Genomic DNA, 19,575 nt, shown 5'->3' on the forward strand with positions numbered 1-19,575 from the left:
CGCTATAGGTTGATCTTGTTTTCCGTCCCGTTAGCCAGCCGCTTGATGTTGGGCCAATGACGCCAAATGCTCATCCAAACCAAGAAGGTGGTAGTAAGGAAAAGCGGCACATCCCCGAACCTGGTAACGATGACCACCACCCAGAAGAGCAGCAGCGCCACAATGGAGGCCAAGGAAAAGTACCGTGTGAGCAGCGCCACCAAAATGAACACCACAAAACATCCCGAAGCCAGCCAGGGCATGATGGCCAGCATCACTCCGAAGGAGGTGGCCACCCCCTTCCCTCCCTTGAACTTCAGGAAGATGGGCCAGTTATGGCCCAGGACGGCGGCAATGGCGCAGTAGTACATGCCGGGCTCCCCGCACAGCCACAGGCCGATGAGGGTACCCAGAAGGCCCTTGCCAGCGTCTCCAATGAGGGTAAGAGCGCCGGACTTTAGGCCAAAGGTTCGGGTCATATTGCTGGCGCCGGGATTCCCGCTGCCATGACGCCGGATATCGTCCTTATGAATCAGTTTGCTCACAAGAACCGAAACGGGAATGCTTCCCAGCAGATAAGCGATGAGAATCGCCAGCACCTTAATCATAATCGCGTAATCTCCATTCCTGTCATGCTTTCGCTTATTTATCGTCCCGTTTTCTTATTATAAACCGAATGGGCGTTCCTTCAAAGCCAAAAGTTTTGCGGAAGTAGTTTTCCAAATAGCGCTGATAGGAAAAATGCATCAGGCTGGGTTCGTTGACGAACAGCACAAAGGTAGGGGGCTGGATGGCAACCTGGGTCCCATAGAGGATCTTCAGCCGCCGGCCCTTGTCGCTGGGGGGCTCCACCGCGGCGATGGCCTCGTTTAAGACCTCGTTGAGCATGCCGGTGGAGATCCGCATGACGCTCTGGCCATATACATGGGTGATGAGGTCGAAAATGCGGTTTACCCGAAGGCCGGTCTTGGCGGAGATGAACACCATGGGCACATAGGACATGAAGGCCAGATCCGTATAGATGGCTTTACGGAAGGCATCCATGGTGTAGGTGTCCTTTTCCACCAGATCCCATTTATTGATTACCAAAACGCAGGCCTTTCCCTCCTCATGAGCCAGCGCCGCCACTTTTACATCCTGCTCGGTCAGCCCCGCGGCGCCGTCGATGACGATAAGGGTCACGTCGCTGCGCTTTACTGCGGCGATGGCGCGAATCACGGCGAACCGCTCCACGCTGCCTTCCTCCACGCTGCGCTTCCTGCGCATGCCGGCGGTGTCGATGATGGTGTACTCCTGGCCGTCCCGAGTGAAATCGGTATCGATCGCATCCCGGGTGGTGCCCGGCACATCGCTGACGATGGTGCGGTACTGCCCTAAAATGGCGTTGGTGAGGCTACTCTTTCCAGCGTTGGGCTTGCCCACTACGGCGATGGCAAGACGATGCTCCTTTTCCTCCGCCTGCTGGGGCTCGGGCAGCCGTTGGGTGATCTCATCCAGAAGATCCCCGATGCCCAGGCCAAGGGTGGCGCTCACCGGCATGACGCATTCCAGGCCCAGCTCATAAAACTCGTAGATCATATCCTCCCGCTGGGGGTTGTCCACCTTATTGACGCAGAGGATCACCGGTTTTTTGCTGCGCCGGAGAAGGTCGGCCACCATATGGTCATCCACGGTAACGCCCGTCTTTCCATCGGTCATCATCACCACAACATCGGCCATGGAGATGGCGAGTTGGGCCTGCTCCCGCATATACGCCATCATAGCGTTATCGGTATCCGGCTCGATTCCCCCGGTATCCACCAGGGAAAACACGTGGCGGTTCCACTCCCCATCGGCAATGATTCGGTCCCGGGTTACTCCCGGCGTATCCTCCACGATGGAGATGCGCTTTCCCACGATTCGGTTAAATAGGGTGGATTTTCCCACATTGGGCCGCCCCACAATGGCCACCATCGGCTGACTCATCTTTCGTTCCTCCAACTGCCGCACAAAATCCGTTCCACAAACTTGGCTCCATGGTCCTCGATGGGCACCACGGGAAGGCCCAGCCTAGCTTCCAGTTCCGCAAGGGTCATATCGTCCAAAAAGACGTGGTCCTCCCGCAATGCCGTTCCCGGGATAAAGAGGCATTCTCCCACATCCCGGTCCGAAACGGCGGTAAGAATATCCCCGCCCGTTAAGAGGCCGCTGACGGTGATCCGCCCTCCAAAAAAGCGGTTTTCTCCCGGGATCACGGTCAGTTCCATGCCGTATTCCCGAAAAAAGCGCCGGCTAAGCTCCGCCATATAGCCATAGACCGCCTTTCCCGTAACCAGGGTTGCCCGGTAGGGACGGCAGGCCACAGGCTCCCGGAGCCGTTCCTCCACCTCATCCAAAAACATCCGCACCATGCCCACGCCGTCCTCGATCTGGAGAAAGTCCCCGTAATAGGAAGCAGCGGGCATCTCCTGCCCAGCGGTGATAAAAAACTCGTCGGCGCAGAAGGCGAAGGGACATCCCGCCTTGGCGTTGATCTCCTCCACAATGGCGATGGTCTCCCGGGCGGTAGCCCCGTCGATGGGCTCCAAAGCATAGAGCCCATCCCGATGATCGCTGAGACCCACCGGCACGATGGCTACGCTTTGAGCTGCCGGCCGGTAACCAAGAAGGGTGGTAAGGGTATCCCGCAAAACCGCGCCGTCGTTGATGCCTTTCATCATGACGACCTGACAGTGAAACTCCACTCGATGGGCGCGGAGGTCATCCAGCCGTTCCCGGATCCGCGCGGCGTCTGGGTTTCCCATGATCCGCCGGCGCAGCTCGCCGTCGGTGGTATGGACGCTGATGTACATGGGCGAGATCCGCTGGGTTAGGATGCGGTTCCATTCCCCTTCGGAGACGTTGGTCAGGGTGATATAGTTCCCCATCAAAAAGGACAAGCGGAAATCGTCATCCTTAAACCGGAGGGACGGCCGGGCATTGGGGGGCAGCTGATCCACAAAGCAGAAAATGCACTTGTTCCGGCAGAAGCGCTTCTGGTCCATAAGCTCATTTTCAAAGGCAAGGCCCAGGTCCTCGTCCTCCGCCCGCTCCACCTCAAAAAGGATCTCCTCATCCCCGTTTTTCATAAGCAGCTCAAAATAGGGCCGGGTGGTCTTCTCCCGGTAATCCAGCACATCTTCCACGGGGGCGCCGTCCACCGAAAGCAGAACATCCCCCGGCCGAATGCCGAGTTCTTCCCCAATGCTGTTTTTCATCACGCTGCTGACCCGGTGCTCCATACCCTTCGTCCTTTCAAATGATCCTTTACATGATAGCCCATTCGACCCGAAAAGAAAACCCCCTGTCCTTGGGAGCAGGGGGCGGCGTTTAGGCATTTGCCCGGGCTTTTCTCCGGCGGAGAGCCGCCAGCGCCTTGGGCCACAGGATCAAAATCCCCAGTACCAAATAGGCCCCGGCTATCAGCACCGTATGGTTTACATCCACCCCCAATGAAGCGTAGGCGGTTTCCATAAACAGCGCCTGGTCGGCGTAGCCTATGAGCCCCGACAGGGAAAAGCCCAGCACATAAGCGCACAGGCCCTGCATGGGAACGCGGCAAAAGGCCAGGGCGTAGACGGCCATCACCATGCCCCGCAGCACTTCACTGCTGTAAAGATAGGTATCCGCCCAGCCCGACAGAGCGGACTCCGCCATGTGCGCTCCCAGCCCGCCCAGCAGAGCACACCAGAGACAGACCTTACGTTCCTCTTTGGGCATGAAAAACAGCAGGCAGCCGAAGTAGGCCACCGGCAGAAGAAAGCCGCCGTAATTGAGGTACAGGGTGGAAAAGAGCTGGATCTGCTCATGAAACCCGAACAGGGCCATCATGGGCAGAAGCAGCATAAGGTGCCACCGTTTGGCGCCGAAAACCAGGTACTGATTCAGCCCGCCGGGGGCCAGAAAAAAGAATCCGCAAAACAGAAGATTAAACCAGATGGGCATCGCCGCGTCACCGCCTTTTGATCTTGGTGGCACTAGTATGCCCAACTTTTCAAAAAAAGCGGCGGGCCATAATAGCCGCCGTTTTTTCATTGGATCAGCTGTAAAAAGGAGTTCATCGCCCCACGATTGGGGCCGCCCCGCCGATAGGAATAGAAGAGATCTTCCCGGCAGCAGGTGCAGAGATCCGCGATGGTGATGTTTTCCCGCCGGACCCTTTTTTGATAGAGGTCGTAGGCGGTCAGTTTCAAAAGATCGGCATGGTATTTGCCCGCTATCCCTGCGTCCGGGGTGTAGAATTGGATGTGGCGGGGATATGCCGCCTGGATGGCGTCCACCACATCCTGGCTTACCTGGAAGCAGCATTTTCCGATGTTGGGCCCTACCGCCACGATAAGATCCTCCGGACGGGTGCCGTAGGCTTGTTCCATGGCGGCAATGGTGTTGCGGGCCATCCCTCTGACGGTTCCCCGCCAGCCGGAATGGCAGAGGCCAATGGCTCTTTTTACCGGATCCAGCAGAAACACTGGCGTGCAGTCGGCATGGACGGTATTGAGGCAGACCGCGGGATCGTTGGTCACAAGCCCGTCAAAGGTGGGCTGCCCGCTGCCCTGATACAGATAGTGGTAGCCCCAGCCCCGGTCGGCAGCGTTTACCACGTGGACGTTCACCCCATGTACCCCGTTGACCACCACCAGGTCGTCGGGGTCGATCTCCATGGCCTCACAGGCAATGGCCACGTTCCGCCGGGTTTCCTCCACGCTGTTGGTCCGGTTCCATGATAGATTCAAGCCTTCGTAAGGCGCCTGGGAGATGCCTCCAATCCGACTGGTAAAGCCATGCCGGACCATTCCGGTATCCGCCAGCTGCGCCGCCTGAACATAGATCACCCCATTTTGCGCTTCCACCTGGCGGAATCCCCGCCGGATGGCTTCAAAATAATCCTCAAAATTCCTCATTTTAATCCTTTCCCAGGGCTCATGAGCTTCTCTCTTTTACCAGATCCCGAAGCTCGTCCATGAATTCATCGATGTCCTTGAACTGTTTATACACCGACGCAAACCGCACATAGGCTACGTCGTCCTTCCCCCGAAGCTTTTCCATTACCAGATCTCCGATCCGGGCGCTGGAGATCTCCTTGATGAGGGAATTGTAGACCTCCCGCTCGATGTCCGAAACCATGGCGTCGATCTCATCCATGCTGACGGGCCGCTTCTCGCAGGCCTTGATGATCCCCCCACGGATCTTCTCGCTGTCAAAGGACTCCCTACGGCCGTCCCGCTTTACCACCAGAATGGCCACATGCTCCACCTTCTCATAGGTGGTAAACCGGCGGCCGCAGCCCTCGCATTCCCGACGGCGGCGGATCACCGTACCCTCATCGGTGGGGCGGGTATCGATGACCTTGCTCTCCATACAATCGCAATACATGCACTTCATAGGAATCCCTCCATGGAATTTATTGTATCACAAAAGGGCCGGCAAGAAAACACCGGCCCCCTGTACTTAGTACCCGCTCGTCCATTTCCGGCTCCTGTGCCACAGGATAGGCGGGCCCTATCGGATGGACCGGCCGCCCTCCATCTCCACCAGGATGACGTCCTCCCCGATCTTCACGATCTTGTTCCAGGGGATAATGATATCGTCTCCGCCGCCGAAAAAACAGCTCCTCAGCTTGGAACACCCCGGTACGATGATCGCACAGATGGTTCCACACCGGCAATCGATGACCAGATCGAACACATGGCCGATGCATCGTCCATCGAAGATGTTCACCACCTCTTTTTGTTTGATGTCACAAAACCGCTCCATGGAGTTCCCCCCTCGTTCCTTTACTATATGCCAAGAAACGCCCAGGCTTTCCTCTACCGTTCTCTGCGGCTTCATCTTACGGTACCGCTTAAAAGATCGTTCAAATCCTCACATGCTCAAACCCTCGATGGCAGATGATATTGATTTCCCGGGTCATGCACAGTTGACCCACCGGCATCCCCATATTGACCACAAATAAAAAAGGCCGCGTAAGCGGCCGTATCCGTGTCAAAAATGTTTTCGCATATTGCCCAGGGCAGTCTTTTCGATCCGGCTTACCTGAGCCTGGGAAATGCCAATCTCCTCCGCCACTTCCATCTGGGTCCGGCCCCGAAAAAAACGCAGATACAGGATGTTCTTTTCCCGGTCGCTGAGGCGTTCCATCGCCTCTCCCAGAGCGATGTTCTCCAGCCAATTACCGTCGTCGATACGGGTATCGCTGATCTGATCCATGACGTAGATCATGGTATCTCCTCCGGTGTTGTATACCGGCTCAAACAGGGAGATGGGATCCTGAATGGATTCCAGGGCAAAGACCACATCCTGGACCGGAAGCTCCATCCGGGCGGCAATCTCCTCCACCGTGGGCTCCTTGCCGTTTTGCTCAATGAGCTGGGTTCGGGCGGTCAGCGCCTTATAGGCCAGATCCCGCTGGGATCGGGAGATGCGGATGGGGTTGTTATCCCGAAGATACCGCCGGATTTCCCCGATGATCATGGGCACCGCGTAGGTGGAAAATTTAACGTTTTGATTCAGGTCAAAGTTGTCGATGGCCTTGATGAGTCCGATACACCCCACCTGGAACAGGTCGTCCACGTTTTCCTTCCGGTTGGAAAATCGCTGGATCACGCTGAGCACCAGCCGCAGGTTCCCCTTGATGAAGGTTTCTCGGGCCGGCTCGTCCCCAGATTGAATCCTGAGCAGCAGGGACTTCATTTCCTCATTGCTCAGGACCTTCAGGGTGGATGTATTGACTCCGCAAATCTCGACTTTATTCAAAACCATGGGCGACCTCCGGCTCATTCACTTTTCATGAATATGTTTGCCTTGGGTCGCCCGGATTATTCCCGATTTGCCACTCCCATTAAATGGTTTTTAGCATATCCTTTTGCAGGCGTTTGATGATGCGCTTTTCCAGCCTGGAAATATAGCTCTGGGAAATGCCCATCATATCGGCCACCTCTTTTTGGGTTTTTTCCTCCAAACCAAATAGGCCGTAGCGCAGTTCCACGATGCGCTTTTCCCGTTCGGTGAGCTTGGTGATGGCCGACAGAAGCTGCTTGCGGTCCCCGGCGTCCTCCATGGTTCGGGTGATCAGATCGGGCTCGGTACCCAGGATATCGGAGAGCAGCAGCTCGTTGCCGTCCCAGTCGATGTTCAGCGGTTCATCGATGCTCACCTCGTACCGGATTTTAGAGTTTTTCCGCAGGTGCATGAGAATTTCATTTTCGATACAGCGGGAAGCGTAGGTGGCCAGCTTGATCTTCTTTTCCCCGTCAAAGGTATTCACCGCCTTGATGAGGCCGATAGTACCGGTGGAGATCAGGTCCTCGATGCCGATGCCGGTGTTCTCAAACTTCCGAGCGATGTACACCACCAGCCGCAGGTTCCGCTCGATGAGCTGCCCCTTTGCTTCCTGATCCCCCTGGGCCAGCCGGGCCAGCAGCGCCGCTTCCTCCTCTCGAGACAGGGGCGGCGGCAGGCTTTCACTGCCTCCAACATAATAGACGCTCCGCCGGGGAAACAGCCGGTAGAGCAGCCTTACCAACCAATCAATCAACCGCACGCCTTTTCACCCCACAATTTATAATAACGAAACCGGTACCAGCGCCCGGATATCCCGGGCCAGCTCCTGGCTGACGGCTACGGCGGCCGTCACCTCCTTGGTATCTTTCCCACACAACTGGATCCCATCGGGCCGAAAAGCCTGAAGGCTTTGCTCCCCTCCGATGGAATGGACGGGCAGCTCCAGCATCCGGGACTGGAGCTGGGGCCATAGGGCCATGAGTTCCGGTTCCCTGCCGCAGACGATCACGGGTACTCCCGTCCCTGGCATGGTCAAAAGGTTGCCGCTATCCACCATCCCGGGAAGGGAGATCTCCGTATCACCGATTCGGATACGCACCGTCAGCACCGCGTCTTCACGGGAGATGGCATCCTTGATCCGCCGCACCAGGGTTTCGCAGCCTTTGACCGACAGGAGGGACACTGGGATCAACAGCCACAGGGGAATACCGGTGACAATGTATCCTCTTCCCGCCGCCGTAGGACTGCCGAAGAGAAATCCTCCCGCTATGACCAGCCCGCCCAAAAGGGCGCCCAAACCAAAAAAGGCCAGCGCCCGTTTGCCGTAGGTCCGCCAATCCCCAAACCCGAAAGCCGCAAACACCAGAAGCAGCCCTACTCCCATTTTGATGGCCGGATGGGCCAGAAAGCGGAATTGGCGCAGGGGGGTCAATACCGCGTACAGGGTTCCCAAGCCCGCAGCAAGACACCTCCGACCCAGAGAGGCCCGGGGCGGCAAAAGGGCGGACAGGGCCGAGAGCAGCAATAGGTCGATAAAAAAATTATCCAGTATCACAACCTCTAGATAGACGCGCACAAAGACCCCACCTTTTGGTGCTATTATAGGATAGTCTAGAGCGGAAAATTGTAGAACGGCGCCGGCGTCTTTTTCCTTCCTTTCCCCATTCTTCCCCATGATTTTTCCTGCCCGCCGCGTATTCCCCAATTTTCACGGAAAAAGGGGATGCCGTTGGTTTTGCCCAGCCGACTTTTTTCACACATCCTGGGGGCGTAAAAAAGATTTTTCCTTTGCGGGGATTATCCTAAGATTCGGCGTATTCAGACGGATTTTTGCCGTCGATCCCCCTACAAATGGGCAGCAAAAAAGCCCCGGCCATCGCCGGGGCTTTGAATGATCTTGCTTTGGTTAGCGGTTCCGCCGCAGCCAGGTGGGGATCTCCAGATCATCGTCGTCATCGTTGCGGGAGAAGGGCTGGCGGTCGCGAGGACGGGGACGGGGCTCCGGCCGCGCTTGGGTGAACCCAATATCCTCTTCCTCCACCACGACCTCGTCATGGTATTCCTGGGCTTCCTCCACACGCTCTTCCCGGCGGCCCAGGACATTGGGGCGCTGGCCAAAGAGGGTGGGCTGCGCATCGGACTGAGCCTGGCGGCTCACGGAAGGCTGGCGGGGATTCTGCTGCTCGGGAGCTCCTACGAACCCGGTGGCAATCACGGTAATCCGCATGGTCTCTCCCAGGGTTTCATCGATGCCGGCGCCGAAGATGATGTTGGCATCGGGGTCGGCGCTGGTCTGTACCAATTCAGCGGCCTCGGTCACCTCAATGATACCCATGGAGGGACCGCCGGTGATGTTCAAAAGCACGCCGCGGGCGCCATCGATGGAGGTCTCAAGGAGGGGACTCTGGATGGCCATTTTAGCGGCGGTCACAGCCCGGTCCTCCCCGGTACCGATGCCGATGCCCATATGGGCGATCCCGCTGTTTTCCATAATGGCCTTTACATCCGCGAAGTCCAGGTTGATGAGGCTGGGCACCGCGATGAGATCACTGATGCCCTGGATGCCTTGGCGCAGCACATCGTCCGCCACCTTAAAGGCGTCCACAATGCTTGTCCCCTTGCCCACCACCAGAAGCAGCCGGTCGTTGGGGATGATGACCAGGGTGTCCACGTTTTGCCGCAAGGCCTCGATGCCCTTTTCGGCGTTGAGCGCCCGCTTTTTCCCCTCAAAGGAGAAGGGACGGGTGACCACGCCCACGGTAAGGATCCCCAGCTCTTTTGCGATATTGGCGATGACAGGAGCGGCGCCCGTGCCGGTACCGCCGCCCATGCCTGCGGTGATGAACACCATATCGGAATCTTTGATGACGTTGGCAATCTCATCCCGGCTCTCCTCGGCGGCCTGCTGGCCTACCTCGGGGTTGGCGCCGGCGCCCAGGCCCTTGGTCAGCTTTTCACCGATCTGCACCCGCTGGGTGGCCTGGGACATATAGAGGGCTTGGCGGTCGGTATTCACCGCGATGAACTCCACGCCTTGAAGGCCATGCTGCACCATGCGGTTGACCGCGTTGTTGCCGGCGCCGCCAACGCCGATGACCTTTATGGAAGCGAACTGCCCAACATCTACATCAAATTCAAGCATGAGATATCCTCCTTACTTTTTCCGGAAAATCCCCAGAATGCGCTGGAGCCCATCGGCCCCGGTTTCCTGGGTCAGGTTTGTCATTGCATAGTCCAGCGCCGCCATGGCGGAGATGGAGTAGCGGGAGCTGCCGTCCACCATAAACAGGGGAAGGTTCTCAAACCGCAATCCCACCTTGGCGCCGATATACTCCTTGGCGCCCCGCATATCCGATACGCCCGAACCCACGAAATAGGCCTTGCTGGAGTCGTAGGTGATTTCCGCAACGTCCTCCATGGCCTGCCGCATCAGGGAGATGATCTCATCCAGCCGGGAGACGATGACCTCGTCCACCAGGCCGTGCTCGAACCCCCACAGGCGGCCGTCTGCCATCCGGATATAATCGATGGCCTCCGGGTCGTACTCGATGCCAAACACAAACTGACGCTTTAGCTGCTCCGCATATTCGAGGTCGATCTCCAAAACCATGGAGAGATCCCGAACCAAATGCAGACCGCCCACCATAAGCGTCCCTTGATACACCTGCGCGTCCCCTACGAACACGCAAGTATCGGTATAATAATACCCTAGATTGATCATTATGGCAACATTATCTCGCTCAATCTCGGGAATGATAAACATTCCTTCCGCATAGTTTTGAGAAATATATGAAGTAACGCCGATGTTCAGGCCGGCAAGGGCGCGATCCACCTCATCCACGAAGTCCAGATCCGCCCAAATACGGCTGACGCCGCGGCTATTGTCCACTACGCTCTGATACTCCATCTTATGGAGCAGCAGGTTTTCATTGCTCTTCTGGCTCTCGTCCTCCATGAGCCCCGCGTCCTCACCATAGGGGGTCTCCCGGGCCTCTACATAGGTATACTTTCCCGGCACGCCCACGTAAACCTCCCGGAGGCGCCGAATGGAAGCGCCGCAGGCCGAGGTAACCGCTTCCTCCACCGCCCGGCCCAGGCCGCTCTGGGAGAGGGATTCTCCCCGCAAAAACCCGTTAAATGGGCTGGAAGCCTCGGCTACCGTGGTATAGGTGCCGTCCTTCTTGGGCTCCGCGGTAACGCAAACCACCTTATTTTTATCCACTACAATCGCTGCAACCATGGCTTATCTGACCTCCCGCCGTTCCATCAAATTTAATCCGGAATATAGCTGGCACCGTATTTGCTGCTGGCGTCCAGGGTGCCAAACCGCTTGCCCTCCTCCACCAGACGGGGATAGAGGGTATCGATCCACGCCAGCTTCTGCTCCATATTGTCTACATCCCCAATCCGAATCTTCAGTCCGTTTTTTACGCCCATGGTGATCATGGTGGGGATGCTGATATCGATATAGCTGAGCTCCTCGCCGATGACCGATTCCTCAAAGGTGGCAAGGATGGTATCGATGAGGTAGACGTCGTAGTCGTCAAGGCCCTGGATCCGGCTGCCAATGGCCGCCGCCTCCACGGTAACGCCCCGCAGTTCGATGAGGCCCTGGGCCGATGGCGCCATCTCCACCGCCGTACCCGCTTCATCGGTGAGCACGAAGGTATCGCCGTATTTTACCGCAAGCTTCAACGTCCGTTCCCGAAGCCGGATCAACAGTTTACTGGGGTATACCCGCTTGACCTCCAGCACCTCGATGTATGGAATGGTGCCAAGCTCACGGCGGATGGCGTCCAGATCGATGGTAAAGATGTTCTGGCCCATCTCCACATCCACATAGGCGAGGATCTGCTCGTTGCTGAAGCTCTCGTTTCCCTGGATTTCAATATCGGTCAGCTGAAACAGGTAGTAGCCCAGAAACCCGGCTGCCGCTAGGGTAAACAGGGTAAATAGGGTTACCAGGGCGCGCTTCACACCCGTTCTCATGGGTCGGCGCCGCTTTGGCTTCTTTTGTTTTTTTCCGTTGGCCTTGTCCAATTCGTCTCTTGTCCTTTTGGGAACGAACCGCCGTTCCCTATGATGATACCCAGTCCTAATAGGATCCAGACGGCGCACCGTCCTCAGGTCTTAACACAGTTTTTTGAGACGTTCATCAGCACCCCGATGGAGGCCATGAACATCAAAAGGGAGCTGCTTCCCGCACTGATAAAGGGCAGGGTCTGGCCAGTGGGGGGAATGCTCCCCGTGACCACCGCCACATTGATGGCCACCTGTACCGCAATGAGAGCCGTAACGCCGGTAGCCATAAGGCTGCCCAGTTTATCCCGGCAGGTCATGGCGATGCGGACGCCCCGGTAGATCAGGAACAGGTAGACGCTCAGAAGCACCAATACCCCGAAGAATCCAAATTCCTCGGCAAACACCGAGAAGATAAAATCGCTCTCCCCATAGGGCAGAAACAGAAGCTTCTGCTGGCTCATGCCCAGGCCCTTGCCGAAAAATCCACCGCTTGCTAAAGCATAGAAGGATTGGATCAGCTGATAGCCCGAGTCGCTGGGATCGGACCAAGGATCCAAGAAGGCGGTGAACCGCTCCATCCGATAGGGTTCCAGCACAATGAGGGCTCCTACCGCCACCACGCCCAACAGGCACATGCCGATGAGGTGCCATTTGTTGGCGCCCCCCACAAACAGCATGACAAAGGTGATGATGGCAATGCACATGACCATGGAAAAGTTGGGCTGTGCCAGGATAAGACCGCAGACCGCGCCCACCACCAAGAACAGAGGGATCAAACCATTTTTCCATTTAGTGATATCGTTTCGCTTGTCGGATAGGAATACGGCAAGGTAGACCACCACGCTGAATTTTGCCACCTCGGAGGGCTGAATGGTAATGAAGCCCAGGTTCAGCCAGCGGGAGCTTCCGTTGAGGGTAACGGCAAGGGCCGGTACAAAGCGTACCAAAAGCAGCATCACCACAGGTACCCCCAGGATGATCCACTTTAGCTTGGGGTACAGGTGATAGTCGAAGCGGGAAAGGAACCACATACAGACGGCTCCCCCCACCGCGCCGATGATCTGCTTTTTAAAATAATAGTAAGGATCCCCGATCTTGATGGTGGCCATATACGAACTGGCGCTGAAGACCACAACAATGCCCGTCAGCACCAGCATCAGCGTTACCACCAGAACGGAGAAGTCCATCTCCCGCTTCGGCAAATTATTTCAGCTCCATCACAAGTTCTTTGAAACGCCGGCCCCGTTCCTCGTAATCCGAGAACATATCCCAGCTGGCACAGGCCGGGGACAGCAGCACGTTCATCCCAGGGGACGCCAGCGCCCGGCACTTTTGAACCGCGTCCGCCAGGGAATCCGCCAGAGTGATGTTTTGATATCCTACCTGCTTTGCCGTATCCACAATCTGTTCCTGGGTTTGGCCTAATACGACTATATGCGCGATGTATTGGTTAAATTCACGGAACATGGGCAGGAAGTCCCCATGCTTATCGTATCCGCCCAGGATCAAAACCGTAGGCCGATCCATGGCCCGGATGGCCATGATGGTGGCGTCTGGGTTGGTTCCCTTGCTGTCGTTGATATAGGTGACCCCATCCACCGTAGCCACCGTCTCGATGCGATGCTCCACCCCTGCAAAGGTGCGGAGGGTTTTTGCGATCACGGAATCCGCAACCCCCATGAGGGAAGTCATCAGCGCCGCCGCCAGGGCGTTCTCCAGGTTGTGGTTGCCGGGAATGCGCACGTCTTTTATGGGCATCAAGGTTCGGGTATTGCCATCCACCGAAAGAACGATCTGCCCATCCTTTACATAGGCGCCCTCGGGCAGGATATGGCTGACGGAAAAGAACAGCACCCGGGCTTTGGGTTCATCGCGAAGCCCCCGGGTGATCTCGTTGTCGTAATTGAGTACGCAGTAATCCGCCGGGGTCTGGTTCTGGAACACGATGCATTTGCCCCGGATGTAGTTTTCCATGGTCTGGAACCAATCCAGGTGGTCCTCGGTGATGTTGAGGATGGCGCTGACCCTGGGATGGAATTTCAAGGTGCTGACCAGCTGGAAGGGTGCCACCTCGGCTACCGCCACATCCCCTTCCTGCAGCTCATAGGCGTAGGTGCAGGCCGGATCCCCGATGTTGCCCACGGGATGGCTCACCTTCCCCGCTGCGCGGAAGATCTCGGAAACGAGGGTGGTGGTGGTGGTCTTGCCGTTGGTGCCGGTGATGGCCACAAAATCGGCTTTGGTCACCCAATAGGCCAGCTCCAGCTCGTTGACGCAGGGAATTCCCGCCGCGCGGGCGTTTTTGATCCACTCCCGCCAAAAGGGCACGCCGCTGCTGAACACGATGAGGTCCACCCCATGGATGAGGGAATCGGGCTCCATGCCAAGGCGGTCCGTCATGCCCAGTGCCAAGAGGTCGTCCAATTTGCCGGAAAACGCCTCCCGATCCCGCATATCGTTGAGGATGATCTCCTTGGTTCCCAATTTGTAAAGCAGCTGGGCGGCGGCGATACCGCTGCGGGCCATGCCCACCACCAGGACGCGCATTTTGGAATAATCCATAGCCTACCTCCTAAAGGACCAGGGCCAGCGTCAGAGCGCATAGCCCTACGCTGATCATGATATAGGACGCCACAATTTTGGTTTCGTTGACGCCGCACAGTTCAAAGTGATGGTGCAAAGGCGCCATCTTTAGAATCCGTTTATGGAAAAACTTATAGCTGATCACCTGGGCGATGCTGGAGATGGTGCTGGCCATAAACATGCCGGCGCAGATGGGCAATAACAGCACCATCCGGGACAGGATGGCCAGAATCACCACGACCCCACCCAGGGCCAGGGAGCCGGTATCCCCCATGAACACCTTGGCCGGAAAGCTGTTAAACCGCAGGAAGGCCAGACAGCCGCCCGCCATGGCGCTGGCAAATACCGCCAGGTTTTTGTAGTTGATGGCGCGAAGGGTTTCCCCCGCCCCCTCGGCCTCAAGGGCCAGAGAATAGGCAATGATGGCAAAGGTGGCGCAGACGATGACGCTGACCCCTGAGGCCAGGCCGTCCAAGCCGTCGGTCAGGTTGACGCTATTGACCACCCCCACCACCACAAAGACGGTAAAGGGATAGTAGAACCAGCCCAGATCCCAGTAGAAGTTCGCAAAAGGCACATATATCTTCGTGCCCACCTCGGGACTGGAGGCCGCAAACATGGCGATCACCACGGCCAAGCCAAGCTGTCCGATCATTTTCTGATAGGGTTTTAGGCCTAAGGAGCGATGCTTATGTACCTTGATAAAATCATCAAGAAAGCCTACTGCGCCATAGCCCAGGGTGGTGAGCACACAGAAGATCACCCATTTTAGATTGCCTCTTGCGAAGAGAACGGTGGCGACAATTCCTCCCAGGATGAAGATAATGCCCCCCATGCTGGGGGTACCCGCCTTGGCCAGATGGGACGCAGGGCCGTCGTCCCGGACGTTCTGTCCCAGCTTCAGCTTACGAAGCAGCGTGAGGATCATGGGGCCCAGTGCCACCGACGCCGCAAAGGCCGCCACCAGGGGCCAGATCAACTGTTCCATATCGTGTCCTCCCGTTAGGAGCGGAGCTCCGCCAAAAGCTCCGCTACCACGATCTTTTCATCGAATGGATGGCGCACATGCCCGATCTCCTGATAGGGCTCGTGGCCTTTTCCCGCCAATAGTATCACATCATCCTGCTTCGCGCAAATCATGGCGTGCCGGATGGCTTCCCTTCGGTTTTCGACCACGGCATGGGGGCATCCGGTCTCCTCCACTCCCGGTAAAATGGCCCGGATGATGGCCATGGGGTCCTCGGTCCTGGGGTTATCGCTGGTGACCACGCAGTAATCGGACAGTTCTCCCGCCACCCGTCCCATCATGGGCCGTTTCTGGGGATCCCGGTCTCCGCCGCAGCCGAACACCGTAATGATCCGGCCGCGGGTAAACTCCCGGGCCGTTTCCAGGATGTTCTTTAAACTGTCGGGGGTGTGAGAATAGTCCAGAAGGACGGTATAGCCCGTGCCGGGGGTGGGAACCACCTCGGCCCGACCCGGCACCCCTTGGATGGCGCTAGCCCCCTCCGCCACCTCGTCCAACCCCAGGCCATGGCACAAGCAAGCTCCGATGGCCGCAAGGGAATTGTACACCGTAAACCGGCCGGGGATCCCCACCCGGATATGGCGGGTCTTCTCCCCCACATGAAGGGTGTATTCCACTCCATCGGCATGGGTGATCACATCGGTAGCGTAGACATCACAGGGCTCCCCGATGCCATAATAGGTCACCGGGACGTCAAGGCCCTTTGCCATATAGGCGCCGTAGGGATCGTCTCGGTTGATCACCGCATGACGGCACTGGCGGAAAAGCTTTTTCTTTTCAGAAGCATAGGTTTCCATATCCCCGTGGTAATCCAGGTGATCCTGGGTCAGGTTGCTGAATACGGCGACGTCGAACTCCACCCCGTAGACCCGCCCCTGGCTGAGGGCGTGGGAGGATACCTCCATGACGATGTTCTCACACCGGCGATCGGCCATCCGCCGAAACAACCCTTGCAGCTCCTTGGGCTCGGGGGTGGTCATAGAAGCGCCCAGGTTCTCCTCTCCCGCAAGATGGGCCACCGTACCGATCAGCCCCGTCTTTTGGTTCTCCCGGGTGAGGATCGCCTTAATCATATAGGTGGTGGTGGTTTTGCCGTTGGTGCCGGTCACCCCGATCATGGAAATCCCATCGGCCGGGTCCCCGTAGTAGTGCTCCGCCATCACCGACATGGCCTTTCGGGTATCGGCCACCACAGCCTGAGGCAGATGGGACTCCACCGGATGCTCCACAATCAGCGCCGCAGCGCCCGCCTGTTCCGCCTGGCGAATATACCGGTGTCCGTCGGTAGCGGTTCCCACCAGACAGATAAATCCTTCCCCCGGTTGAATCCTCCGGGAATCGTATTGAAAATCACTGAGGTCCACATCGGGCCCTGTGAGAGTATACTCCAAACCCGCCAGCAGCGCGGATAGCTTCATGGCCGTCGCCTCCCGTCCTATCTCTTCTGTGCTATTCTTTTAATTCTACCCGTATCTGACTTCCCTTTTCAACCTCGGTATCGGCCTTGGGGAATTGCCAGGTCACCTTTCCCGAAGCGCCCTGGGCACCGATGGTCAATCCCTTTTCCTCCAGGGCCGCGGTGGCCTCGCTTAGGGTCATGCCGATGAGATAGGGTACCTGAACCATTTCCTTGGACGCAATCTGTTCCTCGGTACGAAGGTATACCATGACCTCGGTATTTTTGGGCACTACGGTGCCCATGGCGGGCATCTGATCCACCACAATGCCCTCCCCGCTGAATTCACCCGTAAGGCCAGCGGAACGCAGTTTCTTCTGGGCCTCCTCCTGGGTCAAATCCTTCAAATCAGGCACGGTGGCCTTCTGGCCCAGAGACTGCTGCTCCTCCTCGTTATATTGGGGTTCCACCTTCATATACTGCATGGCCTGCTCGATGACATCCTTCACATAGGGGCCGGCGATGACGCTGCCGAAATCCACATAGGCATCGGGCTCATCCACGATGAACAGCACTACGATCTTGGGGTCGTTTGCAGGCGCAAACCCCATGAAGGAGGAAATGTGCTTGTTTTCCATAATCTTGCCGTTTTCATCGTACTTCTGGGCGGTACCGGACTTGGTCCCCACCCGGTAGCCCGGCACATAGGCCACCTTGGTACCGGATTTCCCCACGCCTTCCAGTAAATCCCGCAAGGTGGCGCTGGTCTCCTCGCTGATGATTTGGGCCTTGGGCTCGGACGCAAAATCCTTCACCACCTCGCCATCTTTGGTCAGGATGCGGTTGGCGATGCGCGGGGTATAGAGGTAGCCGCCGTTGATCATGGCGGAGACGCTGGTGATCATCTGAATGGGGGTCACGGACACGCTCTGTCCAAACCCCTCGCGGGCAAGGTCGGCGTCACGGACCCGGTCCTGGCTCATCAGGATACCCCCTGCCTCGCCGGCGATGTCCACGCCGGTGATCTTGCCGAAGCCGAATTTATCCAGGTAGGAATAGAATTTATCCACTCCGAGCTCAAGGGCCAAATCCATAAAGCAGGGGTTACAGCTTTTTTCCAGGGCGTTTAGCAGGGTCAAGGTTCCGGTGTGGGCCTGGCTCCAACATTTGATCCGTTCCCCGTTGATGGTTCTGCCACCGCCGCAAACGAAGGTTCTGGAAGGGGTGGCGATCCCCTCCTCCAGGGACATGGCGGTGGTAAAGATTTTGAAGACCGATCCGGGCTCATAGTTGTCGGCCACGATGCGGTTCCGGCTCATGGATGTTAAGGCGTCGGCATCATCCCGGGGAACGTTGTTAAGATCATAGCTGGGTTTTACCGTCAGCCCCAGAATCTCCCCGGTGTTGGGATCCATCGCCACAGCCTGGACCGACTTGGCGTTGTAGCGCTCCGCAGCGTCCATTGCGGACTTCTCCAAAAAGCTCTGGATGGAATAGTCGATGGTCAATTCCACCGTATAGCCATCCACCGCGGGAATATAGTATTCGCTGCCAAAGGCGATGGAGTTTCCGCGGGAGTCGGACTCGGTGGAGATCTTTCCTTGCTCTCCGGTCAGGTATTTGTCATAGTAGGCTTCCACGCCCTCCAGGCCCGTGCCGTCCACCGAGGTGAACCCCAGCACCTGGGTCAGAAAATCTCCCTTGGGATAGTAGCGCTTGGCGTCCACGGTAAACGCTACGCCGGGCAGATTATAGGTATCGATGGCCTCGCGGATTTGGTTGGATACGTCCTTATCGATCTGGCGAGCCAGCCAGATCTCCGATTTGCTGGTATCGGTAGCCTTTTGGTAGATATTCTCCCGGTCCATGCCCAAAATGGAAGCGAGCTTGTCTGCGACAAGCTCGGCTGCATAGTTGGGGTTCTCCTCCGTATTGAGTTTGGAGGATGCAATCTGCTTGGGCCGCAACAAAACCGTATCCGCGGTGCCGCTTTGGGCTAGAATCTCCCCGTTTCGATCGGTGATGGAGCCCCGAAGGGCCGCCACCGGTTTATTGGTTACCCACTGGGAAGAGGCTTTGTTCTGAAGCTCTGCCGCCTGGATCACCTGAAGGGTGAAAACCCGGACGGCCAACAGCATAAACACCAGGACAACGCCGCCCAGCATATAGAGGATTCGTTTCCGCCGCTGCGGTTCCGGCATGCTCAATGGTCCATTCCTCCTATTGCCCCTTAACCGAGGCGTAGATATCTTTTACTCCAAAATCCGACTGACCGCCGTTAAGGGCGGTGACCGCATCGGGACTGGCGCTTACCGCCACGGTCTGATAGTCCTTGGGAAAGCCCATGCCCAGGGCAGCGGCCTTCTCTTGGATGCTGCTGATGTCGGTGGCCACGGCCACGTCGATCTCCAGGTCCACGATCTGGGCTTCTAGATTCTGAAGCTCCTTAGCGCCGCTATTATACGCCACCTTGGCGGCGGCCACCATGGAATATCCTGCCACCGTCATAGCCAGCATCCCAAATGCCAGCACTACGAAAGAAACCAACTTCAACCGTTGCAGCATCCGCTTGCGAGCCAGGCGCTTTTGCCGGATCAGAGCGTTGCGCTTCTGCTGTTCCCGCTTTTCCTGCTCCATCAGCCGGGCGGCCTTGCTGGCAACCCTGCGGCGGCGTTCCTCCTCGGAAACCCGGCGCCGGGGCTGGGGATTGGGCTGTGCGTATTGCTGATATTGATACTTCTGTGCTGCTACCAAGGGTATTCATCCTTTC

19 protein-coding genes are annotated in these 19,575 nt (G+C 57.3%); all 19 read right to left on the reverse strand.

All coding sequences use genetic code 11. The annotated features are described in order from the left end of the window. Positions 1-2: 2 nt before the first annotated feature. A complete protein-coding gene (plsY, locus tag KP626_RS02630) occupies positions 3-587 on the reverse strand; it encodes a glycerol-3-phosphate 1-O-acyltransferase PlsY (RefSeq protein WP_395978068.1) in 585 nt (194 codons plus the stop codon). Between the two features lie 34 nt (positions 588-621). Then, positions 622-1,944: a ribosome biogenesis GTPase Der gene (gene der, locus KP626_RS02635; protein WP_395978070.1), complete on the reverse strand. Its 1,323-nt coding sequence runs from the start codon at positions 1,942-1,944 to the stop codon at positions 622-624. Then, entirely contained in the window at positions 1,941-3,239 is a 1,299-nt protein-coding gene (locus KP626_RS02640) for a DUF512 domain-containing protein (RefSeq protein ID WP_395978072.1), read from the reverse strand. The genes der and KP626_RS02640 overlap by 4 nt, the downstream gene beginning before the upstream one ends. 88 nt (positions 3,240-3,327) lie before the next feature. Then, positions 3,328-3,942, reverse strand: coding sequence for a hypothetical protein (locus tag KP626_RS02645; protein ID WP_395978074.1), 615 nt, complete (start codon positions 3,940-3,942; stop codon positions 3,328-3,330). An 86-nt stretch (positions 3,943-4,028) separates the two neighbouring features. Next, complete coding sequence (gene pgeF, locus KP626_RS02650) at positions 4,029-4,898, reverse strand: peptidoglycan editing factor PgeF (protein WP_395978076.1); 870 nt, start codon at positions 4,896-4,898, stop codon at positions 4,029-4,031. A gap of 19 nt (positions 4,899-4,917) precedes the next feature. Then, a complete protein-coding gene (gene nrdR, locus KP626_RS02655) occupies positions 4,918-5,379 on the reverse strand; it encodes a transcriptional regulator NrdR (protein WP_395978078.1) in 462 nt (153 codons plus the stop codon). Positions 5,380-5,496: 117 nt separating this feature from the next. Further along, positions 5,497-5,751, reverse strand: coding sequence for a YlmC/YmxH family sporulation protein (locus tag KP626_RS02660; RefSeq protein WP_395978080.1), 255 nt, complete (start codon positions 5,749-5,751; stop codon positions 5,497-5,499). 228 nt (positions 5,752-5,979) lie between these two features. Beyond that, on the reverse strand, positions 5,980-6,756 hold the full coding sequence (gene sigG / locus KP626_RS02665) for an RNA polymerase sporulation sigma factor SigG (RefSeq protein WP_395978082.1): 777 nt from the start codon (positions 6,754-6,756) through the stop codon (positions 5,980-5,982). Positions 6,757-6,835: 79 nt separating this feature from the next. Continuing rightward, the gene (gene sigE, locus KP626_RS02670) at positions 6,836-7,528 is read right to left on the reverse strand and encodes an RNA polymerase sporulation sigma factor SigE (protein ID WP_395978929.1); all 693 of its coding nucleotides are present in this window, start codon (positions 7,526-7,528) and stop codon (positions 6,836-6,838) included. 27 nt (positions 7,529-7,555) lie between these two features. Next, a complete protein-coding gene (locus tag KP626_RS02675; protein WP_395978084.1) occupies positions 7,556-8,353 on the reverse strand; it encodes a sigma-E processing peptidase SpoIIGA in 798 nt (265 codons plus the stop codon). Positions 8,354-8,683: 330 nt separating this feature from the next. Next, positions 8,684-9,919 (reverse strand): cell division protein FtsZ, encoded by a 1,236-nt coding sequence (gene ftsZ, locus KP626_RS02680; RefSeq protein ID WP_395978086.1) that lies wholly within the window; start codon positions 9,917-9,919, stop codon positions 8,684-8,686. 12 nt (positions 9,920-9,931) lie between these two features. Next, on the reverse strand, positions 9,932-11,017 hold the full coding sequence (locus KP626_RS02685) for a hypothetical protein (protein ID WP_395978088.1): 1,086 nt from the start codon (positions 11,015-11,017) through the stop codon (positions 9,932-9,934). 32 nt (positions 11,018-11,049) lie between these two features. Beyond that, positions 11,050-11,766 (reverse strand): cell division protein FtsQ/DivIB, encoded by a 717-nt coding sequence (locus KP626_RS02690; protein WP_395978090.1) that lies wholly within the window; start codon positions 11,764-11,766, stop codon positions 11,050-11,052. 134 nt (positions 11,767-11,900) lie between these two features. After that, positions 11,901-13,001: a putative lipid II flippase FtsW gene (gene ftsW, locus KP626_RS02695; RefSeq protein WP_395978092.1), complete on the reverse strand. Its 1,101-nt coding sequence runs from the start codon at positions 12,999-13,001 to the stop codon at positions 11,901-11,903. A gap of 1 nt (position 13,002) precedes the next feature. Further along, positions 13,003-14,361, reverse strand: coding sequence for a UDP-N-acetylmuramoyl-L-alanine--D-glutamate ligase (gene murD, locus KP626_RS02700; RefSeq protein ID WP_395978094.1), 1,359 nt, complete (start codon positions 14,359-14,361; stop codon positions 13,003-13,005). Positions 14,362-14,371: 10 nt separating this feature from the next. Beyond that, the gene (gene mraY / locus KP626_RS02705) at positions 14,372-15,370 is read right to left on the reverse strand and encodes a phospho-N-acetylmuramoyl-pentapeptide-transferase (protein WP_395978096.1); all 999 of its coding nucleotides are present in this window, start codon (positions 15,368-15,370) and stop codon (positions 14,372-14,374) included. 14 nt (positions 15,371-15,384) lie between these two features. After that, entirely contained in the window at positions 15,385-16,827 is a 1,443-nt protein-coding gene (locus KP626_RS02710) for a UDP-N-acetylmuramoyl-L-alanyl-D-glutamate--2,6-diaminopimelate ligase (RefSeq protein ID WP_395978098.1), read from the reverse strand. Between the two features lie 31 nt (positions 16,828-16,858). Beyond that, positions 16,859-19,006 (reverse strand): penicillin-binding transpeptidase domain-containing protein, encoded by a 2,148-nt coding sequence (locus KP626_RS02715; RefSeq protein ID WP_395978931.1) that lies wholly within the window; start codon positions 19,004-19,006, stop codon positions 16,859-16,861. Between the two features lie 19 nt (positions 19,007-19,025). After that, positions 19,026-19,559 carry a hypothetical protein gene (locus tag KP626_RS02720; RefSeq protein WP_395978100.1) on the reverse strand — a complete coding sequence of 178 codons (534 nt, stop codon included), beginning with the start codon at positions 19,557-19,559 and terminating at the stop codon, positions 19,026-19,028. Positions 19,560-19,575: the final 16 nt, after the last annotated feature.

Origin of the sequence: Christensenella sp. MSJ-20 (genome assembly GCF_044357945.1) — a bacterium.
Lineage (GTDB): Bacteria > Bacillota > Clostridia > Christensenellales > QAND01 > QAND01.